The organism is Staphylococcus sp. 11007852 (genome assembly GCF_011394325.1).
GTDB lineage: Bacteria > Bacillota > Bacilli > Staphylococcales > Staphylococcaceae > Staphylococcus > Staphylococcus agnetis.
This window is the reverse complement of the sequence record NZ_JAANBJ010000026.1, coordinates 41,631-57,474: the sequence shown is the minus strand read 5'-3', so window position 1 is coordinate 57,474 and position 15,844 is coordinate 41,631. Positions and strand designations below refer to the sequence as shown.

17 protein-coding genes and 1 pseudogene are annotated in these 15,844 nt (G+C 33.7%); 11 read left to right on the top strand and 7 right to left on the bottom strand.

The genetic code is table 11. The features are described 5' to 3' along the window. Positions 1 to 418: 418 nt before the first annotated feature. From pmtC to G8Y85_RS07865, 6 genes are all read left to right on the top strand, one after another. Positions 419 to 1,294 (top strand): phenol-soluble modulin export ABC transporter ATP-binding protein PmtC, encoded by an 876-nt coding sequence (gene pmtC, locus G8Y85_RS07890; RefSeq protein WP_103345801.1) that lies wholly within the window; start codon positions 419 to 421, stop codon positions 1,292 to 1,294. After that, positions 1,291 to 2,019, top strand: a complete 729-nt coding sequence (gene pmtD / locus G8Y85_RS07885) for a phenol-soluble modulin export ABC transporter permease subunit PmtD (RefSeq protein ID WP_103345800.1) — start codon at positions 1,291 to 1,293, stop codon at positions 2,017 to 2,019. The genes pmtC and pmtD overlap by 4 nt, the downstream gene beginning before the upstream one ends. 203 nt (positions 2,020 to 2,222) lie before the next feature. Continuing rightward, positions 2,223 to 2,906, top strand: coding sequence for a GntR family transcriptional regulator (locus G8Y85_RS07880; protein WP_245203097.1), 684 nt, complete (start codon positions 2,223 to 2,225; stop codon positions 2,904 to 2,906). 14 nt (positions 2,907 to 2,920) lie between these two features. Continuing rightward, positions 2,921 to 4,477, top strand: a complete 1,557-nt coding sequence (locus G8Y85_RS07875; RefSeq protein ID WP_342448010.1) for a gluconokinase — start codon at positions 2,921 to 2,923, stop codon at positions 4,475 to 4,477. Beyond that, positions 4,467 to 5,828 (top strand): gluconate:H+ symporter, encoded by a 1,362-nt coding sequence (locus tag G8Y85_RS07870; RefSeq protein WP_107369018.1) that lies wholly within the window; start codon positions 4,467 to 4,469, stop codon positions 5,826 to 5,828. Before G8Y85_RS07875 ends, G8Y85_RS07870 begins: the two co-directional genes overlap by 11 nt. 50 nt (positions 5,829 to 5,878) lie before the next feature. Further along, a complete protein-coding gene (locus G8Y85_RS07865) occupies positions 5,879 to 6,289 on the top strand; it encodes a DUF2188 domain-containing protein (RefSeq protein WP_060551459.1) in 411 nt (136 codons plus the stop codon). Positions 6,290 to 6,338: 49 nt separating this feature from the next. Here the strand turns inward: G8Y85_RS07865 and G8Y85_RS07860 are convergent, their stop codons facing one another. Next, entirely contained in the window at positions 6,339 to 6,890 is a 552-nt protein-coding gene (locus G8Y85_RS07860) for a thioredoxin family protein (protein WP_060551458.1), read from the bottom strand. Positions 6,891 to 7,075: 185 nt separating this feature from the next. Here G8Y85_RS07860 and G8Y85_RS07855 point away from each other — a divergent pair, with 185 nt between their 5' ends. Both G8Y85_RS07855 and G8Y85_RS07850 read left to right on the top strand, forming a co-directional pair. After that, a complete protein-coding gene (locus G8Y85_RS07855) occupies positions 7,076 to 7,639 on the top strand; it encodes an HAAS signaling domain-containing protein (RefSeq protein WP_103345796.1) in 564 nt (187 codons plus the stop codon). Then, on the top strand, positions 7,636 to 8,478 hold the full coding sequence (locus G8Y85_RS07850; protein ID WP_103345795.1) for a DUF4097 family beta strand repeat-containing protein: 843 nt from the start codon (positions 7,636 to 7,638) through the stop codon (positions 8,476 to 8,478). The genes G8Y85_RS07855 and G8Y85_RS07850 overlap by 4 nt, the downstream gene beginning before the upstream one ends. A 63-nt stretch (positions 8,479 to 8,541) precedes the next feature. Here G8Y85_RS07850 and G8Y85_RS07845 read toward each other — a convergent pair. Both G8Y85_RS07845 and G8Y85_RS07840 read right to left on the bottom strand, forming a co-directional pair. Next, positions 8,542 to 9,582 (bottom strand): annotated as a pseudogene (locus G8Y85_RS07845) (C45 family autoproteolytic acyltransferase/hydolase). Between the two features lie 267 nt (positions 9,583 to 9,849). Next, a complete protein-coding gene (locus G8Y85_RS07840; RefSeq protein WP_037566976.1) occupies positions 9,850 to 10,230 on the bottom strand; it encodes a hypothetical protein in 381 nt (126 codons plus the stop codon). A 172-nt stretch (positions 10,231 to 10,402) separates the two neighbouring features. Between G8Y85_RS07840 and G8Y85_RS07835 the strand changes: the two genes are divergently transcribed. The 3 genes from G8Y85_RS07835 (at position 10,403) to pglS (ending at position 12,390) form a co-directional block, all read left to right on the top strand. Continuing rightward, entirely contained in the window at positions 10,403 to 10,576 is a 174-nt protein-coding gene (locus G8Y85_RS07835; protein WP_086375163.1) for a hypothetical protein, read from the top strand. A gap of 122 nt (positions 10,577 to 10,698) precedes the next feature. Then, a complete protein-coding gene (locus G8Y85_RS07830; protein WP_103345118.1) occupies positions 10,699 to 11,274 on the top strand; it encodes a hypothetical protein in 576 nt (191 codons plus the stop codon). A gap of 66 nt (positions 11,275 to 11,340) precedes the next feature. Beyond that, complete coding sequence (pglS, locus tag G8Y85_RS07825; protein ID WP_103345117.1) at positions 11,341 to 12,390, top strand: 6-phosphogluconolactonase; 1,050 nt, start codon at positions 11,341 to 11,343, stop codon at positions 12,388 to 12,390. A 109-nt stretch (positions 12,391 to 12,499) separates the two neighbouring features. Here pglS and G8Y85_RS07820 read toward each other — a convergent pair whose 3' ends face one another. The 4 genes from G8Y85_RS07820 to G8Y85_RS07805 form a co-directional block, all read right to left on the bottom strand. Beyond that, positions 12,500 to 13,888 carry an aldehyde dehydrogenase gene (locus G8Y85_RS07820; RefSeq protein WP_234022041.1) on the bottom strand — a complete coding sequence of 463 codons (1,389 nt, stop codon included), beginning with the start codon at positions 13,886 to 13,888 and terminating at the stop codon, positions 12,500 to 12,502. 64 nt (positions 13,889 to 13,952) lie between these two features. Further along, on the bottom strand, positions 13,953 to 14,237 hold the full coding sequence (locus G8Y85_RS07815; protein ID WP_082624732.1) for a GNAT family N-acetyltransferase: 285 nt from the start codon (positions 14,235 to 14,237) through the stop codon (positions 13,953 to 13,955). Positions 14,238 to 14,254: 17 nt separating this feature from the next. Further along, entirely contained in the window at positions 14,255 to 15,178 is a 924-nt protein-coding gene (locus tag G8Y85_RS07810) for a manganese-dependent inorganic pyrophosphatase (protein WP_037566973.1), read from the bottom strand. A gap of 62 nt (positions 15,179 to 15,240) precedes the next feature. Next, a complete protein-coding gene (locus G8Y85_RS07805; protein WP_037566971.1) occupies positions 15,241 to 15,792 on the bottom strand; it encodes a cysteine hydrolase family protein in 552 nt (183 codons plus the stop codon). Positions 15,793 to 15,844: the final 52 nt, after the last annotated feature.

Genomic DNA, 15,844 nt, shown 5'->3' with positions numbered 1-15,844 from the left:
ATTTGATAATTTTGTTATTGTAACCATGGTACTTGTTTACCAAACACTAATATATTTAATTTTAACAAGTTATTAATTTTACGTGATTATGATGATTTATGAAACCAAGAAGTTGTCACTAACATGTGAATATGTATTTTGAAAATTACAATGTTAAGAGGAATGTACAAACAGGTGTTTAATTAAGCTCTAATAAACTATCTTTGATTGCGAAAAAGTGAAAACAATATACACCTTTTGTGCCAAGAAATCAATTTTATATGGGAAAATTGGCTTGACCAAGTGACATATGACAACGTTTCTGTAACATGGATACAATAGGTTACATACATTTGGGTATTTTTTAAGAAAGTAATGGCAGCGATAACGACTTAAATATTGCAATAGGTACGTTAATAGAAATGAGGAGGACATTGATATGCATTTAAAAAATATCACAAAACGATATGGTGATAAAACTGTATTAGATGCCATAGATTTTGCGTTTAATGATAGTAAAATTGTGGGTTTAATAGGAAAGAATGGTGTAGGTAAAACCACAATTATGAAAATTATGAATGGAAACATCGTGAATTATTCAGGTGATGTTCAGATCGGCAAAGATGAAAATATAGGTTATTTAATCGAACATCCAAAATTATACGATAATAAAAGTGGTTTATATAATTTAAAGCTTTTCGCACATGTATTAGGTAAAGGTTACGATAAAGCATACACTGAATCTATTATTCGCGCATTCGGCATGGAATCGTATATTAAAAGAAAAGTAGGCAAATACTCAATGGGGATGAAACAAAAACTTGCCATTGCAGTGTCACTAATGAACAAACCTAAATACTTAATACTTGATGAGCCTACAAATGGGATGGATCCTGATGGTTCCATTGATGTTTTGAAGACCATTGAAAAACTTGTTCATGATTTAGATATGAAAATTTTAATTTCAAGCCATAAATTAGAAGATATTGAGTTGATATGTGATCGAGCAGTTTTCCTTAGAGATGGACATTTTGTTCAAGATGTTAATATGGCAGAAGGACAAACGTCAGATCAAACTCTAATACAAGTCGACCACAACGATTTTGACAATGCATTACAATACTTGGAATCTCATTTTAAAGTGATACAAAGTATAAGAGAAAATGGAGAAATTATTTTAAATGCACAACAAAGTTATCAACCTTTATTAAAAGGGCTGGCTACGATAGATATTTATCCTAATTTTATCGAAACACGTCGCGCTTCTCTGAGAGACACGTATTTCAATATTAATCAAAGAGGTGGCCAATCATGAACATCATGCAATTAATCAAATATGATATCATTAGTATTTTTAAAAGCCCATTAACTTATATCGCATTAGTGTTAGGGATTGCACCCGTTCTCATAGCTGTAGGTATTAATGTCGGTAATCATAGAGACGTAGATCCAGTCATTATGTTTAGTGTTGGAAAATGGTTCTTTTCACTCATCGGTTTAATGTTTATTGTTAAAACTATCACAAGAGATACAAGCCAAGGAACAATTCAACTATTTATCAACAATACGAGAAATCGTGTGAGTTACTTTATTGCGAAATTTGTATCGATAATCTTAATCTCTTTACTAATGACAGGTGTTGTTGTTTTAATGACATATAGCATTACTTGGACGACAAAAGGACCGTCATTTGAAACAAAATACGTATGGGAATTAATCGCGTTTTATCTCATGTTATTTATGATTTATGGTTTGGTATTATTTTTAATTAATTTATTTGTTCAAAAACCAGCATTAGTCTACACATTAGGTATTTTATTACTTTTAATATTACCTGTTGTAAAGCCATTTATTCCGTTAATTCCGGAAATTGGTGAAAAAATTAATGACGCTTTAAAATATATTCCATTCAGTTATTTAAGTGATATGTCGATGAATGTGGATTTAGATTTTACTAAATGGCAATGGGCGATTAATGCATTCACACTAATCATCTTCTTTATTATAAATATCGTTATTATTAAAAAGAGAGATATTTAACACGAACGCCATTTAGCGCTTAAATTGGAAATATTAATACGATAAGCCTTCAAAATTCGATGTATGAATTTTGAAGGCTTTTTACTATTTAATGATAATTAATGACGATAAGAAACGATGCTACTTCTATAAAATTTAGAGGAGAAAGCGTTTACACAAACGGCGAAGTATATTAGAATACTTGTATACAACTTAGAGGTGATATGATGAAAGTTCCTGAAAAATGGTTATACCAACAAAATACAGGTGAAAAAATTGCAACAGTATTACGCTTTAATATTATCAATGGCCATTATTTAGAACATACCGTTTTAACAGAAAATCAAATTGCGCAACAATTTAATGTGAGTCGTTCTCCGGTAAGAGATGCTTTCAAAATACTGAATCAAGAGCATATGATACGACTTGAAAGAATGGGGGCAGAAATTGAGCCATTTACACAAACAAAACAGCAAGAACTCACTGATATTCGATTAATGATTGAATCATTTGCGTTTACTAAAGTCACTTCAAACGATGACATATCATTGCTTCTTCAAGACATGTACCAGACGCTTGAAATGATGCGTGTATGTGTTCAATTTAAAGATGCTGTGGGTTTTGCTGAATATGATTTACAATTTCATGAGCATCTCGTCTATGCATGTCATCACAATGCGCTTATGAATATATGGCAGTCTCTTCGTCAAAAATTAATGTGCACGGTGTACATCAGTATGGCTACACGTATGGAATCTGATATCGATGACTTTAAACGCATTCTTGATAATCATAGATTGTATATAGAAGCTGTCAGGGACAGAGATAATACTAAAATGTATCAAGCGTTTAAAGCTAATTTTAGTGATTTAAATGACAACATTGGTGCTTTTTGGAGAACACAATAATGGGGGGAATTCATGTGAATACATTGAGTATAGGTGTAGATATTGGAACAACTAATACGAAAGCTGTGTTATTTGATAATTCAGGGCAAGTGCTCATCCATGAACAATATTCATATCCGCTCATCACAACTGACGCTGATACAGCAGAACAACATCCACAATCGATTTTAGAAGCGGTTGAATTCGTACTGATGAAGGTGATTCAGGCATCCAAACAATGGGGGGAACTCTCACATATTGCATTTAGTGCACAAATGCATAGTTTAATTTTAGTTGATGAACATATGGTTCCACTTACAAATTCAATCACTTGGGCAGACAATCGTGCAAAATATTGCGCTGAAAAATTGAAACACAATCAAATGGGGGACTTAATTTATCGCAACACAGGGACCCCTATCCATGCAATGTCACCGCTATGTAAGTTGTTATGGTTCAAAGAAACACAACCTGATTTATTAAAAGCAACACATAAAGTGATTGATATTAAAACATTCGTTTTATATCACTTATCGGGTCAGTGTGTGACAGATATGTCAATCGCTTCAGCAACGGGTCTTTTTAATATTCATAAAAAATATTGGGATGATACGGCACTCAATCTTGTAGAACTCGCTTCACATCAACTCCCACAAGTTGTATCCACAACGTATTGCTTATCGATGTCTGAAAATGCTAAAAACCGTTTCCATTTACATAAGCAAGTACCAATGGTTGTTGGAGCGAGTGATGGTGTACTCTCCAATTTAGGTGTGGATAGTATGCGTCCTGGAGAAATTGCTGTAACTATTGGGACGTCAGGGGCTATTAGATCTGTAGTTCATGAACCGCTTATCGATCCAGAAGGACGAACATTTTGTTACATATTAGATGACTCACATTACGTCATCGGCGGTCCTGTCAATAATGGTGCTGTTACATTACAATGGCTCGGTGAACAAGTATTACACTATCCCCATCATTCAGAAGACCCTATTGATTTTGAAGAAATGATGCATCGTGCAAAATCTGTACCTATTGGTTCTGATGGATTAATATTTCACCCTTATTTATCCGGAGAACGTGCACCGTTATGGTCATCTGATGCAAAAGGATCTTTTATTGGTCTAACATTAGCACATCATCAAGGACATGTGATCAGAGCAGTGATGGAAGGTGTCATTTTCAATTTATATAGTGTTATGACAACTTTAACGCAGATTTCCAACATAACACCAACCTCCATTAAAGCAGCAGGTGGATTTTCTAAAAATGAACTATGGAGGCAAATAATGGCTGATATATTTAACTGTCAAGTCATTGTACCGGAAGATTATGAAAGCTCCTGCCTTGGAGCAGTTATATTAGGAAAAAAAGCGTTGGGCCATCTTAATGATTATGAAGAAATATCATCGTGGATAGGTAAGACGATTTGTCATGAACCCATAAAAGGGCACGTCCAACAATATAAAGTACTTGGATCCATTTTTTTAGATATTCAAAAGCAATTGTTAACTACTTATAAACATATCGCAGTATACCAACAGCAATTTAAAAACCAAACAGATGAGAGGGATCACAATGATTTATGATATATGGCCTATTTTAAGTGTCGTTATCGGCATACTTTTATTACTAATACTGATTATGAAAGTTAAATTGAATACATTCATTGCATTGATTGTAACTGCAGTAACGACTGGGATATTGTTAGGTATGCCATTGGACAAAATTATGACTACCATTGAAACAGGAATGGGCGGAACGCTAGGTCATATTGCACTGATCTTTGGATTGGGTGCCATGTTAGGTAAATTATTAGCTGATGGCGGTGGTGCAACGCAAATTGCGGATACACTCATCGCAAAGTTAGGTCAACGTTATGTCATGTGGGCGATGGTAATTGCCTCGTTTATCATTGGGATTGCATTATTTTTTGAAGTCGGCTTAGTTTTGCTTATTCCACTCGTATTTACAATAGCCAAACGTATGAAGATATCACAGTTAACGATAGGTTTGCCCATGGTAACAGCACTTTCGGTGACGCATGGCTTTTTACCACCGCATCCAGGTCCTGTCGTTATTGCCAAAGAACTTAATGCGAATATTGGAGAAGTGTTGTTATATGGTTTTATTGTGGCTATACCAGTCACTATTATAGCGGGTCCTTTATTTGTAAAACTCGCACCTCGATTAAGTCCCCAAGCTTTTTATAGAGAAGGAGATATATCGTCACTTGGAGCATCAAAGTCTTTTGATAAAGCAGAATTACCTAGTTTTAAATTAAGTACTTTCACCGCATTATTACCTGTCATTTTAATGTTAATTACCACGGTGTGGCAACTTATTTCGGGTCACCAACAAGGTGCAACGAATTTCTTTGAACGTATTCTTTATTTTACAGGGTCTGCTGGAACGGCAATGCTTTTAGCAGTTATATTTGCGATATACAGTATGGGTTTAAAGCAGCGTAGAAAAATGTCTGAAGTGATGGATTCTGTAACACAAGCAATCTATCCTATAGGAATGATGATTTTAATTATAGGGGGAGGGGGCGCATTTAAGCAGATTTTAATTGATGGTGGTGTTGGTAAAACAATTGAGCACTTTTTTATCGGTTCTCAGTTATCACCGCTATTACTAGCTTGGTTAGTAGCAGCTTTATTGAGACTAGCATTAGGATCAGCCACAGTTGCTGCGATATCCACAACAGGTATTATTCTCCCTTTACTACAAACAGCTGATGTGAATTTAGCTTTAGTCGTATTAGCAATTGGCGCTGGCAGTGTATTTTGTTCGCATGTGAATGATGCAGGTTTTTGGATGTTTAAAGAATATTTTGGCTTAACCGTTAAAGAAACATTTTTAACATGGTCTTTAGTAGAAACGATTATATCTGTATCAGGTTTCGTTTTTGTTTATCTCTTAAGTCTAATTGTGTAAAGTGAATTTTCTAAGGGTATAACGTAGTAAAATATAAAGAGGTGACGATGATGCCCTGGACTATGTCAGATTATCCTAGCAGTTGGAAAAATTTAGAAAAACTTGAACGAAAAAAAGCAATCGATATTGGCAACGCGATGTTAAAAGACGGCTATAAAACATCAGATATCATTCCGATTGCAACTGCTCAAGCGGAAAAATGGTATCAAAATGCATCACAAGCAGAACGTGACCAGTTAAATCAAAAAAACATTACACAGCATGAGAAAAATCAATCAGCTAATCCTTCGTTAAATCAACGTGATGTACATGTTTATTTTGAAGATAACGTTTGGAAGGTTAAAACAGAATCCGCACAACAAGCAAGTGACACCTTTGACACTAAAAAAGATGCGATTGCACGTGCAAAAGAGATTGCAAATCATAAACAGACACGTGTTCAAACACATACAAAAGAATAAAAAATAACACACCTATCACGATGTAGAATTATGATAGGTGTGATTATATTTATAAACTTTTTATAATTGATTCGTATACATCGTTCCAAAATGTATGATCTGTTAAATATCGATTTCGAACCGTTTGATGAAATTCTTTTTCTTTATCATCATACGACTCATCTGATTGATCAGGTAAGTTTTGACGTAATGTATTAACGAACTTTTGAACAGATAATGCTCTTGGCCCCCATACTGCGATTTGTTCGTATTGATCATTCATAAAAATAAATATAGGTATCGCTCGTGCTCTCCCGTTCGTTAAGTATTGATCGATAAGATCGGTATTTTCATCTCTATAAAATGCACGTACTTCTAAATTAAGATGCTCAGATATGTGTTTTAAAATTGCATTATTCATCATTGCATCTGTGCACCAATCTTCTGTAATGATGAGTACATGTCTATACCCTTTATCTTTTAATGATTCTAATCTTGCATCATCCTTAGGAAAATCAAAACTATTGTAGATACTTAATAACCCCTCTTTATTAACATTCATATCTTCAATATATTGATTGATAGGTTTAGCCTGTTGATAATATGTTTTTAAATGCGCCATAAAAAACACCCTCCTTCGTTGATAATATTATACCAAGCTCTGTATTGAAAGAAAATTAAAAAGATTACAACAAATTAAGAATGTGACATTTACAATACAAATAATGGTACAAGGTTTAAATTTTTATTGGTTCAAATTATAATTTTAAGTGTTGAAATTATTATTTGAAAAAAGGGGGGAGATTAATGGATAAAATTACTTTCTTAAATGAATTAGAACATCAATTAAAGCGGCTACCTAATGATGTGATTGATGATATTATGAATCAATACGAAAATCATTTTTATAAAGAAAATGAGAAAGGTAAGACAGATCGCGAAATTATATTATCTCTCAACAAGCCAAAACATATTGCAAAGAAAAAATATGCTAAATATGCTGTTAATGATGCTGAGAAAGAACCTGATTTTAGTCATTTAAGACGTGCTGTTCTCGCCACAATTGGAATGAGTATAGTGACGTTATTTTTTGTCGTTGTCCCATTAATTTTCCTTCTATTATTAATTATTATTAGTATTTTTATCTCATTAGGCATGATACTCGCACCTATTATTGTTTTCCTGACACAGTTGTATTCAGGAATTACTCAATTTTCACTAAGTAATTATTTATTTAGTTTTGCGTATTCTGGCTTAGGTATTATGTTATTTGTAATTATAGTTAAAGTAGTTTGCCTTTTACGTATTGCCTTATTACGTTATTTAAAATGGAATATAAATTTTATTAAAAAAGGGACATTTCAATCATGAAACGATTATTTTTAATGGGATTAACAATGTTTCTCATATTTTTCTTAATGGGAACACTCGTATGGTTCTTGTTTGAATCACACCATAGTCAAACACAAACTACTGAAAAAGCGTTTAAGAGATCGAATATTGAAACTTTAAATGTAAATGCTAACAATGCGGATGTATATGTAAAAAAAGGCTCTCACTTTCATGTAAAATATGATGGTAAAGCCAGAGTTAATATTTCTAAGCAAAATAAAATACTTCAAATTTCTGATAGTCAAGCCACTAAGAAGCGCATGATAGATGTCAATCCGTTCAATAAGTCTAAAGAACGATTAGAGATTACAGTACCTGAGAAATATTTAGAAGAATTAAATTTGACTACGCGTGTAGGCGAAGCGCATATTCAAGGTATAAAAAGTAAAAGTGTCACGATTTGGTATGAATCTACGGGTCAAGTGAACATTGACCATTGTCAGTTTAATGCTACAAATATTAAGGCTAAGGATTCATTTGTTAATATCACTAATAGTAGTCTTTCGGATTCTGATATATCAGTGCAAAAAGGGAAAATCACTGTTAATCAAGCACTTGTACGTAAAAGTGTTTTCAAAGTTAGTGAAGGTAGTATGATTCTTAACAATTTAAAACCGGAATGTGATTTTAAAGGGGCTGTTAATCATGGTGAAATTTCAATGCGTTATTTAAACGCACCTGAAGATGTGATGCTCAAGTTAAATCCAGAAAATGGGAATATCAATATGAACACACCACATTTACATCAAGGGAAAAATGGTAAAGGTACACACCTCATCGAACTTTATACGAATCATGGTGATATAAATATTAAATAAAAAGAAGGAACGTTATTAGCTTTGCAACAAGCGCTTTTTAACGTTCTTCTTTTTGTTATAAGTTTAATGCGTGGCAAATGGAATTTCTGTATCAATTTGGCCCTCTAAATGTGTGATTTCAATTGTTTCGGCATTTAACCATTTACCAAAGTTTAAAGCTATTGGTGGTTGTCTTTCACCTAAACTGATCCAAGCAGTTAAAGTTTTTGGCTCATACATAGTCGTATGTATTGTCCCGCTCCAACTTTTGAACAATTTACTATAAATACCGTATTGTGGATCGTTAAACCGCTTAAAGATTTCAAAACGATCGCCTTGGTTTTTTATTTGATACTCAAGTTGCTCTAGTCTTTCTTTAGATTCCTTAATATAGTTTCTATTCTCATGTGTTAAATATTTAAAATGATTAGTACACGTATCATCATAACGTACATGTATGTTTCTAGGTGTCACTTCAACGATTGCATGTTTACCCGTTTGGTCTTGTAATATATAGCTGAAAGAGCTACGGTGAGGGATAGTTTGAAGTAGTTTAATGCCTTCTTCAACATTACGGCACGTTTCTAAGATAAGACGACCTATCATATAACAAACAAAACCATTTGCTGGCTTTTTACGATGCATAAAATTATATGCCATTACCAAACCATGTTCATTCATACCATCCATCCGGCCTGTTGTGCGAGACATAGGACCTATCTGAGCGTAACCACCATCTGTAGGACGGTAAAGTTGATAACGACCATCGTATGTCGCTGGGTGATAGTCATAGTTTCTTACGATAAAATCTGGTCCAACAAACACTGTACATCCACTATCTGGTAAGTCTGTAAAACGGTAATGTGCGAAATTTAATATTGCTTGCTTTGTAGAAATGTTCAAAGTATCCTGAAGACCTTTGATTTCTTCCTATATCGCTGGTGCAAATGTTTGAAATATACGGTAGGTTTCAGGTATATCGATATCAAAGCGTGGCACGCGTTTTTTCCATTCTTTCTCTCTATTTTTTAACATTTGAGTCGTCTGCATCCACTGTGCAACTTGAACGCCATAATCATAATGTGTTCCTTCAAATGTTTGTATATCTATACGGACGTCCTGCATCATTCATATTCCTCTCTGAAATCTATTTAACACAATTTGTTACGATGTTGTAATACTTCTTTAATGGAATTTGTATATTAACACTCATATAATAACATTATCTACAATTATAATTATTGAATAGCTCATTTAAGGAGTGATTGTAATGTGGCTTGAAGCATACTTACGCACTAAACGATGGTTATATCGCAACTTTGTAAGTTAAAATGAAAAAGATTGTTACAAACTTGAAGCAACCGTTTCAAGTGGGGTAACAATCTTTTTTTATTAAACATCTGTTACATTAGGAGTAATGTAAACGGTTTTTATTTTGTTATGTTTACTAGAGCTATCACCGAATGTTAATGTGACTAACGTTTTAGTTTGTTTCTTGTAATCTTGATTTTCATTCGTGTAAGTATAAAACATAATCATTTGGTTGCCGTGAATATGAGCACGATGAATCATTTCAAAATTCCACTGTAATTGAGAATCAGCTTCTACAGCTGCCATACGTGTGGCTAACAAATGAATGAGACGTGATTTATTTAAGGCAATTGGATCTCCGAAATCATTGATGTAATACGCAGAAACCGTATCGTCAATCATGTCTGATACACGTTCAAGATCATGATTTTTCCAAGAATTAAGAAATGATATATAAGGCATTGGCGTTACCTCTTTCTTACTGTTATTGTATTAAATGTAACATATTTTTATTGCGATATGAATAATAAGGAGTAATCGTAGTAGAAAGGGGTATAAGTTTCTTGTGACATATTGAGTATGTTATAATCATACATAGATAGACTAAACATTGGGATTTTGAGGTGAAACATTTATGTGTAAATTTATTGCTGGTATATTTAAAGTATTCTTTGCTTTAATGCTTGTAATGACTGTACTTGTAGGTCTAGGTGTTGCTGTATTAGCATTTGTATTTAAAAAAGACTTTGAAGATATTGAAAACAAAACAAAACAAATTATTGCTGATATTGAATCAAATCAATCGTAATCTAAAACGAACACAATTTTGTGTTCGTTTTTTTGTTTCCAATTGAAATTTGTTCAAATGCATAACTATCTATCTACATTATATAAGTTTTGTTGAATAATTTTTAAATAAAGGGTAAGGTGATGATTTTGTATCAAAGTCAAAATGTACTCGTTTCATATAAATTAAATCAACAAACATCTATTCAAGTAAAACAGATAGACCTTCAACTTAGAAATCAACATTTAACAAAACCTATGCCACAAAAAATCATTGAGCGTATCTTTGACAAACATATTTATGCGCGTAATATTGCGATTGGTGTCAGCCAAGATCCTACTTTAATAGAGAGTGCAGAGCAGTTTAAAGCGCAATTGGAAGACTATTTGGAGCAACAAGGGGCTTATCCTTATGTCGTTAAAATTGTCAAATGGAATGATCATAGTAAAAATATGAAGAAATTTGAGCGCGCTTTTGTTGAGCATGAGCCAGATTTATGGTTCGTGTTTTCAAATGCGTTAGGTTTTTCACGAATGTTAAAACGTTTATATCGAAATGAACATTTTGATGCATCTCGAACATATTGCTTAAGTAATTTGTGTTCTAACTATCTTTTGAACGTGTTAGGTGAGAAATATTTTGAAGGTATGAAAGGTGTAACGCCGACTGGAGAATCTTGGTTTGTAAATAGAGGTGAAATACATATTTTATCTTCATGATATACCAGTAACCAGCTTTTTGATAAACTATAGTTAAGGATTAAATATATTTTAGGAGGAAATCATATGGCATCAAAAGGTTATATTGGCTCTTATACTAAAAAAAATGGTAAAGGATTATACTTTTTTGAATTAGATGAGCAGACCAATCACATCTCTAAACTTGAAACAGCGTATGAAATTAATGCATCTACATACTTTGATATATATGAGAACACTTTAGTGGCGATTACAAAAAATGATACGCATAGTGGGATAGCCACATTTAATATTAAAGATGACGGTAAGTTGGAAAAAGTAAGTGAATGTTTAGATTCACTTAAAGGGTCAGGTTGTTATGTGTCATTCTCACCCGATGGTCAATATATTTTTGAAGCGGTATATGGAGATGGTATTGCACGCATATATGAATTTGATAAATCTTCTCAAAAAATATTGCGTTTAATCGAAGAAGTGTACCACGAATATCCTAAAGGGCCAAATGTAGAACGTCAGGACCAATCACATGTGCACTATTTAGAAGTCACGCCTGAACATAAATATGCTGTCGCTGTCGATTTAGGTGCAGATTTAATTGTTGCATATCATTTCGGTCAAAAAGGATTAGAAGTTGCGCACCGTACTCAAATGCTTCCGGGCGATGGTCCAAGGCACATTGCATACCATAAAACTGGTGCGTATGGTTATGTCGTAAACGAATTATCAAATACTGTTGTGGTCATGTCGTATCAAGATGGACAATTTAAAGAAATTGAGCGTCATTTGACGATTCCAGATGCCTATTTACAACCAACGAAACTGGCAGCGATTCATATTTCAGATGATCAACGGTTTATGTATATTAGTAATCGTGGGCATGATAGCATTGCCATATTCGAAATTTTACAAGATGGTGCACAGTTGCGTTTAGTTGATTTCGTTTCAACAGGAGGCAGTTTCCCTAGAGATTTTAACCTTTCACCATCAGGTCAACATGTTGTCGTAGCTCATCAAGAGGATGAAAGTAACGTAGTTGTGTTTGAACGTAATGAAGAGACCGGCATTTTGACTAAGTGTGATGACACATCATCTGCCCCAGAAGGGGTTTGTGTGAAATTTGTCACTATAGATGGATAAGTACTTAGTTCAAAATCATTTGTTTCATTAATGCAATCTATATTATGAAATTCAATTAGCCTTCAAAATGCATAACAACATGCGTTTTGAAGGCTTTGTAGTATTAACTTTATTTATTTTTGTTGAAAAATTGTTTAATCATATTAAATTTTCCTTTGTATGGAGGAAATAAAATACCTGTTTCGAGTTTTGTAGTTTTAAAAATGTAAGGCTTTTCGTGTGTAAATGTATCAAATGTATATTTTCCATGATAGCGTCCCATACCTGATGCGCCCACACCACCAAATGGTAATTTTGGATTAGCTAATTGTAAAAGCGTATCGTTGACAGCCCCGCTACCAAAAGAGAGTGTGTCTAAAACTAAATTTGATGTATTTTCATCTTCTGTAAAAACATATAGCGCCAACGGTTTAGGTAAGGTTTGTAACCATGCTAATGCCTCATTAAATGACTGATAAGTGACGATAGGGAGTATAGGGCCGAATATTTCATTTTGCATAATTTTATCTGAAGGATGAATATCGTCTAATACTGTTGGTTCTATAAATCTAGAAGCAACATCTTTAGTTCCACCAATGACAATATTATTTTCATGTTCAGTTAACAAAGAAGAAAGACGTTCAAAGTGGTTATGATTCACTATGCGTCCCAAATCTTGGCTTTTTTCAGGATGTTTTCCATAAAATTCTTTTAACGTGGTACGCATTGCATCGATAAATTCATCTTTAACGGTTTCATCAATGAGGACATAATCTGGAGCTACACACGTTTGCCCCAAATTCATAAATTTACCAAAACAAATGCGTTCACTAGCTACTTTTAAATTTGCTGTTTTATCGATAATCGTTGGAGATTTACCTCCCAATTCTAAAGTAACCGGTGTCAGATGCTTGCTGGCAGCTTCATAAACGATTTGACCTACTTTTGTACTCCCTGTAAAGAAGATATGGTCAAAAGGTAATGTTAATAATGATTGAAGTGTGTCTTTACCGCCTTGTACAACTGTGACATGCGTTTCTTCAAAAGTTGCTTCTATGATGGATTGAATCACTTTAGAGACATTAGGGGTTAATTCTGAAGGTTTTACTATCACCGTATTCCCAGCAGCGACTGCGCCAATTAGAGGTTCCATTACAAGTTGAAAAGGATAATTAAACGGTCCAATAATTAAAACAGTGCCTAGAGGCTCTTTCATTAAAAAGCTTTTTGCTGGAAATAAGTAAAACGGTGTTTCAATGGCACGTTTACGCGCCCATTTTTTGAGATCTTTACGATAATGATTAATGGAATTTAACGTATAACCAATTTCAGTTGCGAAAGCTTCTACTGCGTGCTTTCCTAAATCATCTTTTAATGCTTGATATAACGCTTTTTCATGGGACTTAATATTTTTTTTTAAGGATTTTAGTTTTTGTTTTCTAAATGCGAGAGGCTTTGTGGCTTGAGATTTAAAGTATGTTTGAGATGCGTCGAAAAGCATTTGATAATTCAAATCTATCCCTCCTATAAATGATAAAAAAGGTTGAGACATTGCAAATACATTTATGTCTCAACCGTTAGCGTTATGATTTTTTTAAATGCGCAAGTGATGCATCTCGTTCAAATTGAGCATGCACATAAGAACAAGAAGGAATAATTTTTAAGTCTTCTTCTTGCGCCTTTTTAATGACAGCATTAAATAATTGTTTTGCGACACCATGTCCTCTTAAACTCGGATCAACAAATGTATGGTTCACATCTATTGTGTGAGCATCTACAAATGTATAGGTAATTTCTGCATCGGGTGCTTGCGCGTCGTCTCCGATATAAAATTTATGATTACCTTCATTGACTTGAATTGACATCATATCACCTTCGATATTTTTTATGATAATGCGTCGGTAACTTGAGGAACGATTTGTTTCTTACGTGACACTACGCCAGGTAAAAATGCAGTATTGTTGTCTAGTGTTGTGTTAAAAGCACTAGCAATTTTATCTGTATCTGCGCCAGTCACTAAGATTTTTGAATTACTATTTAAGATGTCAGTGACTACTAAAATAAATGATGTATAGTTATGATCTGCGATTTCTTTATTCATTGCATTTTCTAAAGCTTCTTGACGTGCGATAACTTCATCAATATCTACAGTGTTGACTTGTGCGATACGTACTGTACGTTCACCCATATCAAATGATTTCGCATCTTTGTTAAGTAATTGCTCTTCTGTGCTATCTTTTGTAGAAGCACCTGCTTTAAGCATATCAAGACCATATTGATCAACATCTACATTAGCGATGCTTGCAAGCGCACGTGCTGCATTCACATCTTGTTCTGTACAAGTTGGAGATTTAAATAAAAGACTATCTGAGACAATTGCAGAAATCATTAATCCTGCGATTTCAGGTTTGATGTCATAACCACGTTCATTGTACATTTTGTAAAGAATTGTAGCTGTACAGCCTACTGGTTCTGCACGGTAATAGAGTGGTCCAGCTGTTTCGAAGTTCGCAATACGGTGATGATCGATAACGTGTTTAACTTTTGCTTTATTAATCGTTTCAGCACTTTGTTGAAATTCATTATGATCAACTAAAATCACTTCTTGGTCAGTTAAATCATCTGTCAAAAGTTCTGGTGCTTCAACATTAAAATAATCTAAAGCATATTGTGTTTCAGGAGCAACATTTCCTAAGCGATATGCTTTAGCGTCTTTGTTGCCGTGAAGTTGTTCAAAGTCTGCCATAATAATCGCTGATGTGATGGCATCTGTATCTGGATTTTGATGTCCGAAAATATATGTTGTCATTTGATAAACTCCTTATATCTTTACTATTGATTTATTACATATTTTAGCATGGCACACGTATGTTATTCCACCGTTGCGCCTAAAGTATTTTTAAAATGAGCAAGTGCCCATTCATGTCCTAATTCATTGAATGATGCTACGCCATCTTTAGGAATGACTAATTGATAATTTAAATTATAAGCAGTAGATGCTGTGTGTAACACACAAATATCTGTACAAACACCTACTATCTCCAAAGTGTCGATTTTTCTTTCTCTAAGTAATGTATCTAAAGGTGTGCCAAAGAAAGAATCATAGCGCCTTTTATCTATAAAAAATACATGTTCTTCATGTTCAATTGTTTGAAATACTGAACCGACTTGTCCGTATAATTTTCGTCCTTCAGTACCGATAATATTATGTGGAGGAAAACTTTTAGACTCTGGGTGGGTAGGATCATTTTCAAAATGTAAATCCATCATAAAAAAGATATTTTCTTTTTTATCATGATAATGTTGAATGCGATCTACAATGTACCCCTCGATGGCTTGACCAGCGCCCCCACAAGTCAATTTTCCATTGTCTGCGATGAAGTCATTAGAATAGTCAACTACGATTAAAGCTCTTTTTGACATAATGTCCTCCTAAAATTGGGTATACTATCTATAAATCAGAGATGATTATAGT